Annotated in this window: 15 protein-coding genes; 5 read left to right on the forward strand and 10 right to left on the reverse strand. The window is 69.5% G+C overall.

What is annotated here, in order from left to right; translation table 11 throughout:
• Positions 1-452: 452 nt before the first annotated feature.
• From ACFWF2_RS07885 to mftA, 5 genes are all read right to left on the reverse strand, one after another.
• Entirely contained in the window at positions 453-1,829 is a 1,377-nt protein-coding gene (locus ACFWF2_RS07885) for a GAF domain-containing protein (protein ID WP_379305781.1), read from the reverse strand.
• A gap of 105 nt (positions 1,830-1,934) precedes the next feature.
• Entirely contained in the window at positions 1,935-3,350 is a 1,416-nt protein-coding gene (gene mftG, locus ACFWF2_RS07890; RefSeq protein WP_379305783.1) for a mycofactocin system GMC family oxidoreductase MftG, read from the reverse strand.
• Between the two features lie 10 nt (positions 3,351-3,360).
• Positions 3,361-4,758 carry a mycofactocin biosynthesis glycosyltransferase MftF gene (gene mftF, locus ACFWF2_RS07895; protein ID WP_379305785.1) on the reverse strand — a complete coding sequence of 466 codons (1,398 nt, stop codon included), beginning with the start codon at positions 4,756-4,758 and terminating at the stop codon, positions 3,361-3,363.
• Positions 4,759-4,897: 139 nt separating this feature from the next.
• Positions 4,898-6,391, reverse strand: coding sequence for a mycofactocin radical SAM maturase (mftC, locus tag ACFWF2_RS07900; protein ID WP_379305799.1), 1,494 nt, complete (start codon positions 6,389-6,391; stop codon positions 4,898-4,900).
• Between the two features lie 2 nt (positions 6,392-6,393).
• A complete protein-coding gene (mftA, locus tag ACFWF2_RS07905) occupies positions 6,394-6,498 on the reverse strand; it encodes a mycofactocin precursor MftA (RefSeq protein ID WP_189025716.1) in 105 nt (34 codons plus the stop codon).
• Positions 6,499-6,672: 174 nt separating this feature from the next.
• Between mftA and mftR2 the strand changes: the two genes are divergently transcribed.
• Together mftR2 and ACFWF2_RS07915 are read left to right on the forward strand one after the other, a co-directional pair.
• Positions 6,673-7,311 (forward strand): mycofactocin system transcriptional regulator MftR2, encoded by a 639-nt coding sequence (gene mftR2 / locus ACFWF2_RS07910; RefSeq protein ID WP_379305788.1) that lies wholly within the window; start codon positions 6,673-6,675, stop codon positions 7,309-7,311.
• Between the two features lie 37 nt (positions 7,312-7,348).
• Positions 7,349-8,404, forward strand: a complete 1,056-nt coding sequence (locus ACFWF2_RS07915; RefSeq protein ID WP_379305789.1) for a 2Fe-2S iron-sulfur cluster-binding protein — start codon at positions 7,349-7,351, stop codon at positions 8,402-8,404.
• Between the two features lie 27 nt (positions 8,405-8,431).
• Here the strand turns inward: ACFWF2_RS07915 and ACFWF2_RS07920 are convergent, their stop codons facing one another.
• The 4 genes from ACFWF2_RS07920 to ACFWF2_RS07935 all read right to left on the reverse strand — a co-directional run bounded on the left by ACFWF2_RS07920 (position 8,432) and on the right by ACFWF2_RS07935 (position 11,593).
• Positions 8,432-9,172 (reverse strand): DNA alkylation repair protein, encoded by a 741-nt coding sequence (locus ACFWF2_RS07920; RefSeq protein ID WP_379305791.1) that lies wholly within the window; start codon positions 9,170-9,172, stop codon positions 8,432-8,434.
• A gap of 132 nt (positions 9,173-9,304) precedes the next feature.
• Positions 9,305-10,069: a glutamate racemase gene (locus ACFWF2_RS07925; protein WP_379305793.1), complete on the reverse strand. Its 765-nt coding sequence runs from the start codon at positions 10,067-10,069 to the stop codon at positions 9,305-9,307.
• Between the two features lie 68 nt (positions 10,070-10,137).
• A complete protein-coding gene (locus tag ACFWF2_RS07930; RefSeq protein WP_189025706.1) occupies positions 10,138-10,347 on the reverse strand; it encodes a hypothetical protein in 210 nt (69 codons plus the stop codon).
• Positions 10,348-10,393: 46 nt separating this feature from the next.
• Complete coding sequence (locus tag ACFWF2_RS07935; RefSeq protein WP_379305794.1) at positions 10,394-11,593, reverse strand: NAD(P)/FAD-dependent oxidoreductase; 1,200 nt, start codon at positions 11,591-11,593, stop codon at positions 10,394-10,396.
• A gap of 246 nt (positions 11,594-11,839) precedes the next feature.
• Between ACFWF2_RS07935 and ACFWF2_RS07940 the strand changes: the two genes are divergently transcribed.
• Together ACFWF2_RS07940 and ACFWF2_RS07945 are read left to right on the forward strand one after the other, a co-directional pair.
• Positions 11,840-12,196 carry an SPW repeat protein gene (locus tag ACFWF2_RS07940; protein WP_379028751.1) on the forward strand — a complete coding sequence of 119 codons (357 nt, stop codon included), beginning with the start codon at positions 11,840-11,842 and terminating at the stop codon, positions 12,194-12,196.
• Positions 12,196-12,813, forward strand: coding sequence for a TetR/AcrR family transcriptional regulator (locus tag ACFWF2_RS07945; RefSeq protein ID WP_379028753.1), 618 nt, complete (start codon positions 12,196-12,198; stop codon positions 12,811-12,813). Before ACFWF2_RS07940 ends, ACFWF2_RS07945 begins: the two co-directional genes overlap by 1 nt.
• Here the strand turns inward: ACFWF2_RS07945 and ACFWF2_RS07950 are convergent.
• Positions 12,721-14,262, reverse strand: coding sequence for an MFS transporter (locus tag ACFWF2_RS07950; RefSeq protein ID WP_379305795.1), 1,542 nt, complete (start codon positions 14,260-14,262; stop codon positions 12,721-12,723). The genes ACFWF2_RS07945 and ACFWF2_RS07950 overlap by 93 nt on opposite strands.
• Positions 14,263-14,365: 103 nt before the next feature.
• Here ACFWF2_RS07950 and ACFWF2_RS07955 point away from each other — a divergent pair, with 103 nt between their 5' ends.
• Positions 14,366-15,250, forward strand: coding sequence for a helix-turn-helix transcriptional regulator (locus ACFWF2_RS07955; protein ID WP_379305797.1), 885 nt, complete (start codon positions 14,366-14,368; stop codon positions 15,248-15,250).
• The last annotated feature ends 156 nt before the right edge of the window (positions 15,251-15,406 follow it).

Genomic DNA, 15,406 nt, shown 5'->3' on the forward strand with positions numbered 1-15,406 from the left:
ATCGCGAAAAAACAGCAGACCGAACGTTTTTCGGGCAGCACGAAGACACCTGACGTACTCCGTGAGACCGAGAAATTCGGCATGAGCGCAGTGGGCGTGACGCCGCACTCGCGCAGGATCCCCGACAGATCATGTGGACGAGATCGACGACCGGTCGGCCGTCGGCGCGACAGACGGTTCGTGTCCGTCGCGGTGCCTAGCTGTTGATCGTTCCTCCAACATCGCGGCCGCGGCTCGAACCTCGCGCCTCGGCGTTGTCACTTACATCACATGGCTGCCTGTCCATGCATTGCAGACACTAGGCGGTCAGTTAATAAAAAGGAACTTTTTCCGATAAAAAAACCGAACAAGCGCCCAGTTGGTTTGGAGGGTAGCCCACGACCTGGGCAGCAGTGTGTGCCACGCCACATCCTCGGCGGATGTGTGAGCTGCCACACTTTCAGAACCGGAGACTATGAGCCGAAACGTTGCATCTGCGTTGCATCGGCCCCGAGGCGCCGGTCGAGCACCCGGATCTTGGCCTCGATCTGCGCATACAGTGGCGAATCGCGGTCGACGGTGGCCCGGTACGCGGCCCATGCGGCGGCGTCGTCACGCCCTTCCGGACCCGCTGTCCACCGGCGCAGCACGCCGGGATCGGCCGAAGCGAGCACCGCGGTGCGCAGCCGCACGCGAAGCTCGTCCCGGATGTCGCAAATGCCGGGCGCCGAGGATCGCGGCAGCACCGGACCGGCGTACAAGCGCAATGCGGATTCGATATCACCGGAGTCGAGCGCGGCCCGCAGCGCCTCCACATCGGTTGCGACATGCACCCGGAGACGGTATGGACGCGATCCGACGACCGTCGCGCCGACCACCGACCGCAGGCGCGACATCGCCGCGCGGATCGTGCCGTTGTCCAGATCGGTGTCGTCGAGCAGTAGCGCCAGATGATCGGCGCCAAGGCCTTCGGGATGCTCGGTGAGCAAGAGCAGGATCTCGGCATGGCGTTGCGAGAGCGGTACCCGCTCCCCCGCCACACTCAGCTGTGGCTGTCCGAGGCCGAGCACATCGAGCCCGAGCCGGGCCGGACCCGCGTCGGCGCCCGCGTCGCCGGTGCGTTGCGGCTCCGCGGCCGGGCCACCGCGGCCCGCGCGCATCGCCCGCAGGACGAGATCCATCTCGGCCGCCGTGGCCGCGGCTTTCACCAGAGCGAGGATCTCGGGCTTGGCCACCCGCATCCCGCCGGCAATCATCAGCACGCCGATCAACCGGCCGTCCGGCTCGTGCACCGGCGCCGCAGCGCCGGTGATCTGGTGCATGCGATGGAGGAAATGTTCGGGTCCGTGGATCCAGGTCGCGCGGCCGGTGCGCACGACGAGGCCGACCGCGTTCGTGCCGATCCGGCGTTCGCTGAGATCGTCGCCCTCGCGCACGCCGATCTCGGCGGCGGCGGCGACCTGCTCGGGATGGCCGTGCACCGACAGCACCCGGCCGAACTGGTCGGCGACCGTCACGATCAGTCCGGCGCGCGCCGCGTCCTGGACCAGCAGTTTGTCGATCAGTGGCATCAGTGCGGCGATGGGATGTGCATCCCGGTAACGCACCAGATCGGCACCACGAAGACCGCGACTGTCGAGGACGTCCGTCGGATCGACTCCGCCACGCACACCGCGTAGCCAGGATTCGAGTACGAGCGGACGCAGCAGGCCGGCCAGCTGGGTCAGCTGTTCACCACCGGCACTGAGAAAACCATGGGCCTGTGCGGCATAGGCTTCCAGAGCACCGAGCTGTGCGCCCGTCTCCGCCGCCTGCCGTGGGGGCCGCCCACCTGCGAGATTGCTGACCATTTGCCTTTCTTTCCCGCTACAAACTGTACCGGTCAGTTATCAGCCGCTTCGCCAGAAGTGTGGGTTTGTCCCGCAGGTCACATTGTGGTAGCAAATGTCACTTCGTCACACCGCATGGAGATCGGCTATCAGTGCCGCCAGCAGCACCACCGCGGCCTGCGGACCACGGCGCAACGGCACCGGGACAACGGACAGATCGGCGACCGTGAGGCCCTCGATGCCATGCACCCGGCCGGTCTCGTCGACGACGGCGCGCGGGTCACCGGCGTGGCCCATCCGGCAGGTACCCGAAAGATGCTGGGACGTCCCCAGATGCGCGCGTAGCCAGGTGTCGTCGACGGTGCGCAGCGGTAGGCCGAGCACTCGCGCCGCGACCTCGACCCCGGCGCGCAGCCGGTCGCGATCGCGGGCGCTGCGCAGATAACCCTGGTCGATATGGGCCGGGACGGACGGGTCGGCCGAGCCGAGCGTCAGTTCGCCGGTCGACTCCGGAGACATCAGCGCGACGCCGAGCCTGCGCAGGCCCGGCGTGAACATGGGGGTATACGGGCGCAGCTCGAGATCGTCGAGTTCCAGGACGTATTCGAGCGCGACCGTCGCCGATTCCGGCACAGGTCCCGGGTATTCGATACCGATCTCCGGATGATCGGTGCACCAGGCGCCGACCGGTGCGGGCAGCACGACCGGAACACCGAGCGAGCGCAGCCGCGACTCGGGGCCGATCCCGGAGCGGATCAGCAGCGCCGCCGATTCCACGGCGCCCGCGCACACGATCACCCGGTCGGCGAAGGCCGTTCCGCGTTCGCGACCGCGCGCCCACTCCACGCCGACGACCCGCGAACCCCGCAGCATCAGCCGGGTCACCGTTGTCCTGCCGGTCACGGTCAGGTTGGACCGGGCGAGGGCTGGATAGAGATGGGTGAGTGCCGGACCGGCTCGGCGGCCGCGCGACAACGCCAGCGGTACGCGACCGAAACCGTCCACCCGGTCGACGCCGGGCGGCGTTTCCGCGGGGATGGCGTTGAGATCGGCGACTTCGGTGAAGCCGAGTGCCGCGCAGCGGAGGGCGAATTCCCTGCTGACCGGCGCCGGGTCGGTGGTGCGCTGGACCGGGATCGGGCCGCGTGCGCCGTGTCCGGGCGCGGAACCGAAATCCCGATCGGATTCCAGCTCGGCGAGCAGCGGCAGCACCGCGTCGAACGACCACAGCGCGCTGCCGGCCGCCGCGCTCCACTCCGCGAAGTCGGCGGCGGTCGGCCGGATGAAGTAGCTGCCGTTGATCGCGCCCGACCCGCCGATCAGCTTGCCCCGCACGATATTTCCCTGGTACCGCCACACCACGCCGGAGTCAGGGCCGACCGGAAGATGCCCAGGATCGAGCAGGTGGGCAGGCACCTCGGCGGCCGACGCCCAGACCGGTCCCGCCTCCAGCACCAGGACCGTGTGCGCCGGGTCGGCACTGAGCCGGGCCGCGAGCACGCACCCGGCCGACCCGGCCCCGACGACGAGAGTGCTGGTCACGCAGCGAAACTCAGCGGGGCGGCACGCTCGGCTTGAGCGCCTCGAAGCTGCGCGCCCTGATGACGCCGAGCCACAGGCCGCTGCCGTAGGCGACGTCGTCGAGACGCTTGTAGGCGACATAACGCACCGGGTCGAGCCCACCGGAATCGCGATGGGTGAACCAGTCGGCCAGTCCGTCGGCCAGCGCCATGGTGATCGCGATCTTGCGGATCCGCCGCGAGGCGAGCACCGCGACCAGCGTCACCGGCCAGTAGTCGCGGCACATCGCCGAAGCCAGCCGCCACATTCCGGCGAAATAGCCGCGCGCGAGATACACCGCAGCGATGCGGGTCGGATTGTCCAGTTCGGTGAACACCCGCCGCATCCGCACCAGCGCGGTGGCCAGCGTGACCAGCCCGCCGAGCAGTCCCCACTTGGACAGCGTCGCGAACAGAATGCTCGCCAGCACGGTCCAGGTCGGTACCGACAGCGGCGAGACCATCCCCGCGTGCCGCTTGCCGAGCGGTGCGGCGCCGGTGCCGTAGAACAGCTTTCGGCCGAACCAGGCGCGGAAGGCCACCCGGTGGTCGTGGGCGACATGCGCGGCGGGCTCGTAGCGCAGCCGCCAGCCCGCCCGTTCCAGCCGCCAGCACAGGTCGACGTCCTCGGCCACCTGCATCGACTCGTCGAAACCGCCCTCACCGAGCAGCGCCGCGCGCCGGGCGAGCAGCGCCGCGCTCGGCACATAGGACACGACACCGCGCGCGTGCACCGCGGACTCGCGCCTGCCCAGGTCGAGCGAGGACCGGGTGTGCTCGTAGCGGGCCAGCGCGTTGGACTCCTTGTCCAGCGCGACGATGCGCGGCGCGACCAGCGCGACCTGCGGATCGCTGAAGTGCCCGAGCATGACTTCCAGCCAGCCACTGCGGGGGACCACATCGGAGTCGAGGAACGCGACGAAGCCCGTTGTCGCCGCCTGTAATCCGGCATTGCGGGCGGCCGCCGGACCCAGCGGGATCTCGTGGCGCAGCACTGTCACCTGACCACGGCCCTGACGTGGCGGGATGCGCACTGGTTCGTCGGAGCCGTCGTCGACGACGATGACGTTGTGCCCGCGCAACGTGGCCAGCAGGCGCAGCAGGCCGTCGGCGTTGTTGTAGAGCGGGATGACGACGGTGACATCGTCGAGCGAGGGCAACAGCCGCGGCCGCGGGTTCGCCACACCGGAATCGAGCAGCCGGCGGGCGACGATCGCGGACTTGGTATCGGTCACCTCCAGGTACCCGTCGCCGATCAGCTCGGCGGCCTCCGGGGCCAGGCGCATGATCCGCGCGGGCGATCCACCGATCAGGATCCGACCCCCGGAAAATGCGCGTACCCGTGGATCGATCCGTACCCCGAAGCCGTCGGGCAGACGATCATGGCGCATTCCTCGCATGCTATTCGCACTCGAGCTCGCAGACATCATCACCCCACAAAAAAGGAGGAAAGTCCGCCAGAAATGCCGCCGTGACCGTTAGCCGGACGCGTCAACAAGATCGGCAGCGCACTTTCGGCAACCGGCCCGTTTATCCGAGCGGACTCTCGTTGCACGCCTTGGCAGGAGCACGCTTCACGGTCAACGGCAGCGACACCCGGCCTCGGGTACGAACCGGGCGCGAATGGTCGACCGCGGGTCTGGGAATCGTGCGTCCAGGCATCGACAGCGCCGCTTCGCCATAGCCCTGAACACATTCCGGGTCGGGACCGTTGGCGGGCAGGCCGGTGAAGAACTTCGCCGCCATGCAGCCGCCGCGGCACGCGTCGTAGTGCGAGCACTTGGTGCAGGCGCCACCGTCGACCGGCTCGCGCAGTTCGGCGAACAGCTCCGAGGTCGTCCACACCGCGTCGAAACCGCCGTCGGCGACGATGTTTCCGGCCTTGAATCGGTCGTGGATGGCGAACGGGCAGGCGTAGACGTCGCCCACCGGATCGACCAGGCACACCACCCGGCCCGCGCCGCACATGTTCAGGCCGGGCAGCGCGGAACCGAAGGCGGACAGGTGGAAGAACGAGTCGCCGGTGAGCACGCCCTCGCCGTTGGCGACCAGCCAGTCGTAGAGCTCACGCTGCTGTTCGGGCAGCGGGTGCAGTTCGTCCCAGACGTCGGCGCCGCGGCCCGACGGGCGCAGGCGGGTCAGGCGCAGGGTCGCGCCGTAACGGTCGGCGATGGCCTTGAATTCGTCGAGCTGGGCGATGTTGTGCCGGGTCGCGACGACCGAGAGCTTGGCGTCCTTGAAGCCCGCGTTGTGCAGGTTTTCCAAGGCGCGGATCGCGGTGTCGTAGGAGCCGGGGCCACGCACGGCGTCGTTGACCGCGGCGTCGGCGCCGTCGAGGGAGATCTGCACGTCGACATAGTCACTGGCGGCCAGCCGGGCGGCGACCTCCTCGTTGATGCGAACGCCGTTGGTGGAGAACTTGACCCCCACGTGGTGGGCGGTGGCGTAGTCGACCAGTTCCCAGAAGTCCGGGCGCACCGTCGGCTCGCCGCCGCCGATGTTGACGTAGAAGATCTGCATGCGCTCGAACTCGTCGATCAGCGCCTTGCACTGCTCGGTCGTCAACTCGTTCGGGTCGCGGCGACCCGACGAGGACAGGCAGTGCACGCACGACAGGTTGCACGCGTAGGTGAGTTCCCAGGTCAGGCAGATCGGTGCGGCCAGACCCGATTCGAAGCGGTCGATCAGCCTGCCGCCCTGGGTGGTGTCCGTAGAGGCAGGCATGCTCACCGGTGTCACCGGCGTGACCGGGCCCGGTGCGGGCACGATCATGTCGGTGTCGGCCAGCTGCGCGAGCGCCGCGAGGTGCGCGTCGGACGCACCGACGCCCTTGGCCCGCAGCGCGTCCCGCACCGAGGCATGGGCAGGCAACGACTGCACCACGTCGACCAGGTCGCGGCTCTTGAGGAACGAGAGCTTGCGAGTGCCGAAGTGATACAGCAGCGCACCGAAGGATTCCGGGCGCAGCGAGACGCGCGGATGCAGCGCCCAGCGGGTGTCGAGATCGAGCACGCCTGCCTCCATGGTCAGTACACGCCGCACATGCCGTCGATGCTGACCTCTTCGATCAGCGTCTCGGTGACCAGGTCTTCGTCGGATTCGACGGTCGCACGCGTTGCGTTCTCGGGCATGACTACCTCCATTGTATTGCCGGTCACCGCCGACTTTAACGTCAGTCACTGCCATAAAGGGGCGGAATTCGAAAATCTCGATGGCCGCGAGCGCTCTGGGCCGCCCCTCTAGACTTCCGGGAGCAGGACGGGAGCGGGCCGATCGCCCGGTGGCAGTAGAGGTGAGGCGGAAGTTTGCGTAACCACGGAGGGGCAGGGAGCGGCGCGCATTCCACACTCTCGGAGTCGGAGATCGTCGAGGCCGCGCTACGAGTCGTGCGCGAGGACGGCGTGGAGAAGCTGTCGATGCGCAGACTCTCCCGCGAGCTCGGCGTCTCGCCGATGGCGCCGTACTACTACGTCGCCGACAAACGGGAACTGCTCGACCTGGTGGCCAGCGCCGCGCTACTCGGGGTGCGCAAGCCATCGCGCGAGTCGGGGCCGTGGCAGGAGCGCCTGCGCGATCTGATCGATCAGATAGACGATAAACTGCGCAGGCATCCCGGCCTGGGCGACATCCTGCTCGAGCAGATGCTCGGCAAGCAGCTCGACCTGATCGACGCGGTGATGGAGATCCTGTTCGACGCGGGCTTCAGCGACCGCAACGTGCTGGCCGCGTACGCGACCATCCACACCTACCTGTTCGGCCGCAGCCGGGTGAATCCGCGTGACCGCTCCGCGCCGGCGGACGTGCTGTTGCCCGAGGCGGTGGCACGGGCCACGAAGTACATGGCGGACCTGCGCGGCAAGTACTCCTACGACTTCGGGATGGAGGTACTGGTCGCCGGTCTCGAGGCACAGCTTGCCCTGCAGGCGCGTCCCGACCTAGCATGAAACTGAAACACGTTCTAGTTTTGTTCGAGAGGACGACATGACCACAGTCGAGGTTCCGCACGGTTCGCGCTCGGTGGTGCTGCGGGTGGCCGCGGTGATCGCCGAAACGGCCGACACCAACTCCGTGGTCTTCGAGGTACCCGCCGACCTCCGCGAACGCATGACCTACTCGCCGGGCCAGTTCCTGACCCTGCGCATCCCCAGCGACCAGACCGGCTCGGTCGCGCGCTGCTACTCGCTGGCCAGCTCGCCGTTCACCGACGATCTGCCCAAGGTGACGGTCAAGCGCACCGAGGGCGGGTACGGCTCGAACTGGCTGTGCGACAACGTCGCCGCGGGCGACCAGCTCGAGGTGCTGCCGCCCTCGGGCGTCTTCACCCCCAAGAACCTCGACGAGGACCTGCTGCTGTTCGGCGCGGGCAGCGGCATCACCCCGGTGATGTCGATCCTGAAGTCGGCGCTGTCGCAGGGCACCGGCAAGGTGGTGCTGGTCTACGCCAACCGCGACGCGAACTCGGTGATCTTCGCCGACGAACTGCGCGAGCTCGTCGGCAAGCACCCGCAGCGGCTCACCGTTATCCACTGGCTCGAACCGCTGCTCGGGCTGCCGACCGCCGACATGCTCGCGACGCTGGTCGCGCCCTACACCGCCTTCGAGGCGTTCATGTGCGGGCCGAAGCCGTTCATGGACCTGGTGCACGACGCGCTGGCCACGCTGGAGGTGCCGCGCGCCCGCACCCACGCCGAGGTGTTCAACTCCCTCGCCGGTGACCCGTTCGCCGACCACGCTCCGGTCGAGGTCAGCGACGCAGAGGCCGCCGACGCCGCGACGGTCGAGGTGGAGCTCGACGGGCAGGTGCACGAGCTGTCCTGGCCGCGCAAGCAGACCCTCGTCGACATCATGCTCGACAAGGGCCTCGACGTGCCCTACTCCTGCCAGGAGGGCGAGTGCGGGTCCTGCGCCTGCACCGTGCTCGAGGGCAAGGTGGAGATGGGGAACGCCGAGATCCTCGACCCCGAGGACATCGAGAACGGGTACATCCTCGGCTGCCAGGCGCGACCGGTCACCGACCACCTGAAGATCCAGTTCTGAGCCGGGTCCCGGGCCGGCTCGACCCTGTCACCGCATCGCGCGGTAGGCGGCGCGTCGCTCCGGGGCCAGGTGCTCGACGGCGTAGCTCAACGCGGTGCGGCCCATGCTCGGCGCGTAGACGTCGAGGAAGCCGGTGAGCACCGCGGGGTCGACGCGTTTGCCGACCTCGCGCAGCATCCAGCCGAGCGCCTTCTGGATCAGGTCGCGGCGGTCGTCGAGCAGCTTGGCGGCCAGTTCCAGCGTCGTGCTCGGGTCGCCCGCCTTGATGAAGGCGAAGGTCGACAGCAGCGCCACCCGCCGCTCCCACAGCGAATCCTGCTGTGCCAGGTGGAACAGCGGGGCGCGGTCCTCGTCGAGCAGCCAGGGGCCGACGATGTGCTCGGCGGAGGCGTCGACCAGATCCCAGTTGTTCACCCGGCCCCGGCGCACGGCGTCGAGGTAGAACTCGACCATCTCCGCGCGGGCGGCGTCGTCGCGGGTGCGCGGTTTCGACGCGGCGGCGAAGCGGGCGTTCAGGATGAGCAGGGCGGCCAGGCGCTCTTCGTGGACCGGGCTGTCGAGCAGCTCGCCGATCTGCTTCAGCGGAAGGGTGGCGAACTGTTTCGCGACCTTTCTGGTGGCGGGGACGCGGACGCCGAGGAAGACGTCACCCTCGCCGTATTCGCCGGGGCCCGTCTTGAAGAAGCGCTGTAAGTGCCGCGCGTCAGCCGGATTCGCCAGTTCGGCCAGCGCGGACCGCACCTGGTCGGCAGTGGGAGCCTCGGACACCACGCACACCTCCGATCGACGGACAGCCACCCGTATTCAACACCGGTGCACCGACAAATCCGTGGCAGGCAGCCGCGGGCCCCAGCACCGCCCGATCGCGGTCTCGGTCGCGCCGCCGGGGAAACGGTTCGGTCAGAGGTCGGTGGCGCCGAGTAGCCGACCGGATTCGAATGTCGCCGCGCTGGACGGCAATGCACCGGGAAGGCCGCTCTTGCGGACCGTGACGGTGCCGTTGCCCGTCGTCGGGCGGCCGAGTTCGTCCATCTTGCGCATGGTCTGCGCGGCGACGGCCTGGGCGCTGTCGAACAGGCGCACACCGTCGGGCAGCGCGGCCACGATGGCATCGATGACCAGCGGATAGTGCGTGCAGCCGAGGACGACGCCCTCGACGTCGGCCGGCGTGCGCGCTGCGGCGTCGGCGATGGAGTCGCGGATGGCGGGCAGGTCGCCGCGGTCGATCGCGTCGGCCAGGCCGTGGCAGGCTACGCCGACGACCTTCGCGTCACCGGCGAAGCGGGCGATCAGGTCGGCCTGGTAGCGGCTGGCGGTGGTCGCCGCGGTCGCCCACACCGCCACCGACCGGCACTGCGCCGCCGCGGGCTTGATGGCCGGCACGGTCCCGATCACCGGCACCGATTCCCCCACCGCGGCCCGCACCTGCTCCAGCGCCGTCACGCTCGCGGTATTGCACGGCAGCACGATCACTTCGGCGCCCAGTTCGAGCGCCTGCCGCGCCGCGCCGAGCACCCGCTCGACCACCCAGTCCTCCGGTTTGGGCCCCCACGGTGCGCCCTCGGGGTCGAGCAGGAGCAGCAGATCCACATCGGGCCGCAACTTGCGCAACCACGCAGCCGTCGGCAGTAGGCCTAGGCCGGAATCGATAAGCGCGACGATCACGGGGTCCACCGTATTACAGGCACCCGAATCGGCCCGTCGCGACCGTGTCCCCCGCCGATTCGGCGCGGCTAGACCAATTCGATCTCGTCGAACCCGACCGTCAGATTGTGCCGCCGCTCGCGCAGGACGCCGCCTTCGCGGTGGGCGACCCCTTCGGCGAACTCGAGCCGCAGCGTCGCGCGCCGGACATCGACCTCACGGACGACGCCACAGATTCCGACGAACGGCCCCGCCGGGAACTGGACTACATCACCGGGCGCGTAATCGGTAAACCCCACGCCGCCACAGTAATCCAGTTCCGCGGCGCCGGACAGAGCCTTCGGGTCAGCCCGCGGCGGCGAGGAGGTCCGCCACCGGGGTCTCGGTGGCCAGTTTGGCGCGCAGCTTCATCACCTGGCCGGTCAGGCCCGCACCGAGGACGGCGGTGAGGATGCCGTCGCGGGAGTAGTAGGCGAGGAACTTGCGGCCGTCGTCGGTGACCACAATGACGTCGTCGGTAGGTGACGGGGTGCCGAGGGCCTGGATCTTGACGTCGTACTGGTCGCTCCAGAAGTACGGCACCCTGGCCGCGGTCGGGGCAGCCCCGCCGAGTAGCGCGGTGACCAGGAGTTTCGCCTGTTCGCCCGCACTGGTCCAGTGTTCGACGCGCTTGCGGACGCCGGTGTCGTGCTGCCAGGCGGCGACATCGCCGACCGCCCAGACACCCTTGGCGGAGGTACGGCCGACCTCGTCGGCGAGCACACCGCCCCCGACGGCCTTGTCGGCGAGTTCGATGCCGGAATCGGCCAGCCAGTCGGTGACCGGGACCGACCCGACGCCGATCACGACCAGGTCGGCGTCGATCTCGGTGCCGTCGGTGAGCACCGCGCCACGCACCCGCCCGGCATCGTCGGCGCGCAGCGTGTCGACGCCGACGCCGCAGCGCAGGTCGACGCCCTCCTCGCGATGCATGCGGGCGACGAGGCCGCCGATCCGCTCGCCCAGCACCGAGGCCAGCGGGGTCGGCTGCGGCTCGACGAGGGTGACCTCGATGCCCGCCGCGCGGAAGCTGGCCGCCAGTTCGCAGCCTATGAAACCGGCGCCGATGATCAGCGCCCGGTTCGCGCCGTCCAGTTCGGTGCGCAGGGTCTCGGCGTCCTCATGGGCGCGCAGCACGTGCACGCCCGCCACCTCGGACAGTCCGGGCAGCCTGCGCGGGCGCAGACCCGTCGCGATGATCAGCTGCTCGTAGCCGAGGGTGGTGCCGTCGGCGAGGGTGATCGTGTGCGCGGCCGTGTCGACGCCGGTGACCGCAGTGCCGAGGCGCAGCTCGATGTCCTTCTCCGCGAAGAACTCCGGCGGGCGCAGGGTGGTGTCGTCGGTCTCGCCGCGAACGAACTGCTTCGACAGCGGCGGGCGGTCGTACGGCGGGCGCGTCTCGTCACCGAGCAGCAGCACACCGCCCTCGTATCCGGCCCGGCGCAGTTCCTCCGCCGTGCGCAGGCCAGCCAGACCCGCTCCGACGATCACGATGGGCGCGCTCATACCTGTGTCCTCTCGCCATGTGCGGCGCCCTACGTGCTCGCGCGAGCCATCGCCGCCGGGAGCTGACCGCCCATGTCCTTGTGTCGCGGGCCACTACGGCCCCCAGATGTTTGTACCAGTGCGGCCGGTCACCAGTGATACCCACGTCGCAACACAACCGTGCCGGTTCCGGTATCGACCGGGCGGTCAATCAGGAGTAGACCGAGGTCAGAAGCATTTTTCTTCGCACCGAGGAGGCATTTCCCCATGTTCACCGACAGCCGTGCACAAGATTTTCTCGCCGTCGTGCTCGGCGCATTCACCGCGCTGTCGCCCCTGTGGGTCAGCACCAACGACAACGCCCGCTGGACGTTGATCGTGCTCGGCGTGCTCATCGCGGCGACCGGGCTGATCCAGATGGTCAGGGCGGAGATGGCCGCCGCCGACTACGCCATGGGCCTGTTCGGCGTCCTGCTGTTCATCTCGCCGTGGGCGATGGACTTCACCGCCTTCAGCGGCGCATCCTGGACCGCATGGGTCGTCGGGGTGGTGACGGCGGTGGTGGCGGTCGCCGCGCTGCCCGCGATGAACGCCCGCCTGCACAATATGGCTCCACATCACTGATGCCGGGCCGACACGTCGGGCGCCGCAACGCGAAACGCGATGGCGACGCCCGGCAACTCATTCTGGATGCCGCCGAAGACCTGTTCGCCGCACAAGGTTTCGACGCCACTCCGACCGCGGCCCTGGCCGCGGCCGCCGGTGTGCCCAAGGGTCTGGTCTTCTACTACTTCCCCACCAAGACCGCGATCCTGTCCGCGCTCATGCGCGAACGCGTCCCGGAACACCCGCTCGACAACCTGGACGCCGTCGTCGCCCCCGGTGACCCGGCCACCAGCCTGATCAACCTCGACACCGCCGTCAACCTGCGCGACCACCACTCCTCGGTCCTGCGCGTCATCATGTGGCGCGAGGCCGACACCCACCCCGACGTCCGCCGCCGCCTGCGCCAACTACGCGACCAGCTCCTCGACGTCACCGCCCGCGTCCTCCAGGAGAGCGTCCCCACCCCCATCCGCCCCAGTACCCTGCGCGCCTGCGCGGCCGCCTGGGTCTCGGCCATGTTCGCCATCGCGGGCACCGACCGGCTACACGCCCTCGACGACATGCCGGTCCCCACCACCGACGATCTGATGAACGTCGCCCGGGTCGTCGCCGCCGGGATGACCCAGCTCGGCTGACCGGCGCAGCACGCGCACGGCCAGCAGGCCGAGCGCGGCGTGCAGCAGCCCCGCGGTCACGGCGACCACGTGCAGTCCGTCCACGAACGCGGCGCGCGCGTCCGCGAGCGCGACCGGCGCGAGAGCGGGCAGGCGCAGGGTCTCGCCGAGGGTCGGCGCGAGGTCGGGGCCGTGCAGCCGGAACAGCAGCGCGGCAAGCGAGCCGAAGACCGCGATCCCGAAGGCGTTGCCGAGTTCGTTGCCGGTCTCGGCGAGCGCGGCGGCCGAACCGGCCCGTTCGGACGGCACCGCGGCGACGGCGATGTCGGCGACCACGCTGAACGAGATGCCGTAGCCGATGCCCGCGACGGCGGTCGAGGCGATGTACCAGCCCGCGCCGCCCGTATCACCGGCGAACAGCAACAGGAACAGTCCCGCGGCGATGGCGAAGTGCGCGCCGATCAGCGCCGCCGACTGTCCGATCCGGGCGACGACCGCGGGCGTCACGACCGCGGCCACGGTGAGCACGACGGCACCGGGAACCGCGAGCAAGGCCGCGTGGGCGACCGTCAGCCCGAGCACGGACTGCAGATAGGCGCTCGTGAGGTAGGCGGTCGCCGACCAGGCGGCCAGCGGCAGGAATCCGGTGACGATCGCGATCGTGAACACCGGACTGCGGAACAGCCCGAAGTCGATGAGCGGGTGTGTGATCCGGAACTGCCTGCGCACGAACCAGATCAGCAGCGCGAGGCCGGCGAGCCCGGCCACCGACCCGGTCGCGGACAGACCGTCCGCCGCCGCGTGCTTGACCGCGTACATGGTGAGCAGCAGCCCGGCGGCCGAGGCGAGCACACTCACCACATCGACCCGACCGACGCCGGACTCGCGCACCTCACGCAGCAGTACGGGTGCGAACACCAGGAACACCAGCAGGACAGGCAGATTGATCAACAGCACCGATCCCCACCAGAACCTGGTGAGCAGCTGCCCCGCGACGATCGGGCCGACGGCGAACCCCGCGGCGAAGGTGGCGGCGAAGATCCCGATGGCCTGCGCGCGCCGGCGCGGGTCGGCGAACAGGGTGCTCAGGATCGCCAGCGCCGACGGCAGCAGCGTCGCTCCCGCCACGCCCATCAGCACCCGCAGGCCGATCAGGATCTCGGCGCTCGGCGCGAAAGCCGCTGCTGCCGAGGCCAGCCCGAACACGGCGGCGCCGATCATCAGCAGCCGGAGCCTGCCGTACCGGTCGCCGATGCCGCCGAACGCGATCAGCAGCGAGCCGACCGCGAAACCGTAACCGTCCAGGATCCACAGGGATTGGTCCGCGGTCGGGGTGAGCGCGTCGGTGATCGCGGGCATGGCGAGGAACAGCACGGAGCCGTCCATGGCGACCAGCAGGCAGGGGCCGAGGATCACCACCAGACCCAGCCAGGCCCGCAGCGTCGAAGGGGGTGTGTCGAGTCGAGTCATGACCCCGAATCTGCGGCAGCCCGCCACCGGCAGCCAGACCCGGTGATGGGTACACCTCGCGGGGATACCCGCCGGGCGGCCGCCGTGCCTACGATCGGAAGACATGGAACTGGAAAGCCTCGGCGCATTCCTCAAGACCCGCCGCGACCGGACCACACCCGAGCGCATCGGGCTGCGAACCTACGGCGCCACCCGCCGGGTGCCCGGGCTGCGCCGCGAGGAGCTGGCCCAGCTGGCCGGTGTCAGCGCCGGTTACTACACGCGACTCGAACAGGATCAGGCGGGAACGGCATCGTCGCAGGTCATCGAGGCCATCGCCCGGGTGCTGCGGCTCGACCCCGCCGAGACCACCCACCTGCACAACCTGGCCGGACTCCCCGCAACGCCGCGCCTGACCCGCTCCGGACCCGAACGCGCCCACCCCAGGGTCCTCGCGCTGCTCGACGCGCTCGGCGACACCATGCCCGCCGTAGTCCTCGGCCGCCGCGGTGACGTGCTGGCCTGGAACCGCACCGGGCACGCCCTGTTCGCCGAACACCTCGACTTCGCCGCCCCCGCCGACCCGGCCCTGCGTCCCTCGATCCCGCGCATGTTCTTCCTCGACCCCCTCACCAGGGACCTGCACCGCAACTGGTCCGAGCTGGCCCGCATCCACGTCGCCTACCTGCGCCTCACCGCGGGCCGCTACCCCACCGACGGTCACCTGGCGGAACTGATCGGCGAACTGTCCATGCGCAGTTCCGAATTCGCCGCCCTGTGGGCCGAGGGCGAAGTCGCCGACTGCACAGTCGGCGCCATGCACCTGCATCACCCCACCGTCGGGCCCGTCGACGTCGACTACCAGGTGTGGCTGCAACCGGACAGCCCCGACCACCGACTCGAGGTCTACACCCCGCGCGACGCGAGAACGGCCGACGCGCTACGGCTGCTCGGCGCTGCGACAGCGGAGAGTGCGCACGACCAGCATCGTGTCCTCGCCGCCGAGTGACCGACGCGTGATCTACCGCACCGAGGCGCGCATCATGTCGGCTCGCTGCCGACGGCGTGCACCGCACAGAACTCGGCGAGCCCAGCGGCGGTAGGCGGTGGTAGCGACCTGCCGAGGCGAGTAACCCGGTGGCGTCGTCTCCACTGGATACGACGC

Origin of the sequence: Nocardia sp. NPDC060259 (genome assembly GCF_042728775.1) — a bacterium.
Classification (GTDB): domain Bacteria; phylum Actinomycetota; class Actinomycetes; order Mycobacteriales; family Mycobacteriaceae; genus Nocardia.

Coding starts and splice junctions, on each gene's coding strand:
- mftF (WP_379305785.1), bottom strand. CDS start 4,758: ATGCGCCATGATCGTCTGCCCGACGGCTTCGGGGTACGGATCGATCCA.
- mftC (WP_379305799.1), bottom strand. CDS start 6,391: ATGGAGGCAGGCGTGCTCGATCTCGACACCCGCTGGGCGCTGCATCCG.
- ACFWF2_RS07915 (WP_379305789.1), top strand. CDS start 7,349: ATGACCACAGTCGAGGTTCCGCACGGTTCGCGCTCGGTGGTGCTGCGG.
- ACFWF2_RS07950 (WP_379305795.1), bottom strand. CDS start 14,262: ATGACTCGACTCGACACACCCCCTTCGACGCTGCGGGCCTGGCTGGGT.
- mftA (WP_189025716.1), bottom strand. CDS start 6,498: ATGCCCGAGAACGCAACGCGTGCGACCGTCGAATCCGACGAAGACCTG.
- ACFWF2_RS07940 (WP_379028751.1), top strand. CDS start 11,840: ATGTTCACCGACAGCCGTGCACAAGATTTTCTCGCCGTCGTGCTCGGC.
- ACFWF2_RS07935 (WP_379305794.1), bottom strand. CDS start 11,593: ATGAGCGCGCCCATCGTGATCGTCGGAGCGGGTCTGGCTGGCCTGCGC.
- ACFWF2_RS07885 (WP_379305781.1), bottom strand. CDS start 1,829: ATGGTCAGCAATCTCGCAGGTGGGCGGCCCCCACGGCAGGCGGCGGAG.
- ACFWF2_RS07945 (WP_379028753.1), top strand. CDS start 12,196: ATGCCGGGCCGACACGTCGGGCGCCGCAACGCGAAACGCGATGGCGAC.
- ACFWF2_RS07955 (WP_379305797.1), top strand. CDS start 14,366: ATGGAACTGGAAAGCCTCGGCGCATTCCTCAAGACCCGCCGCGACCGG.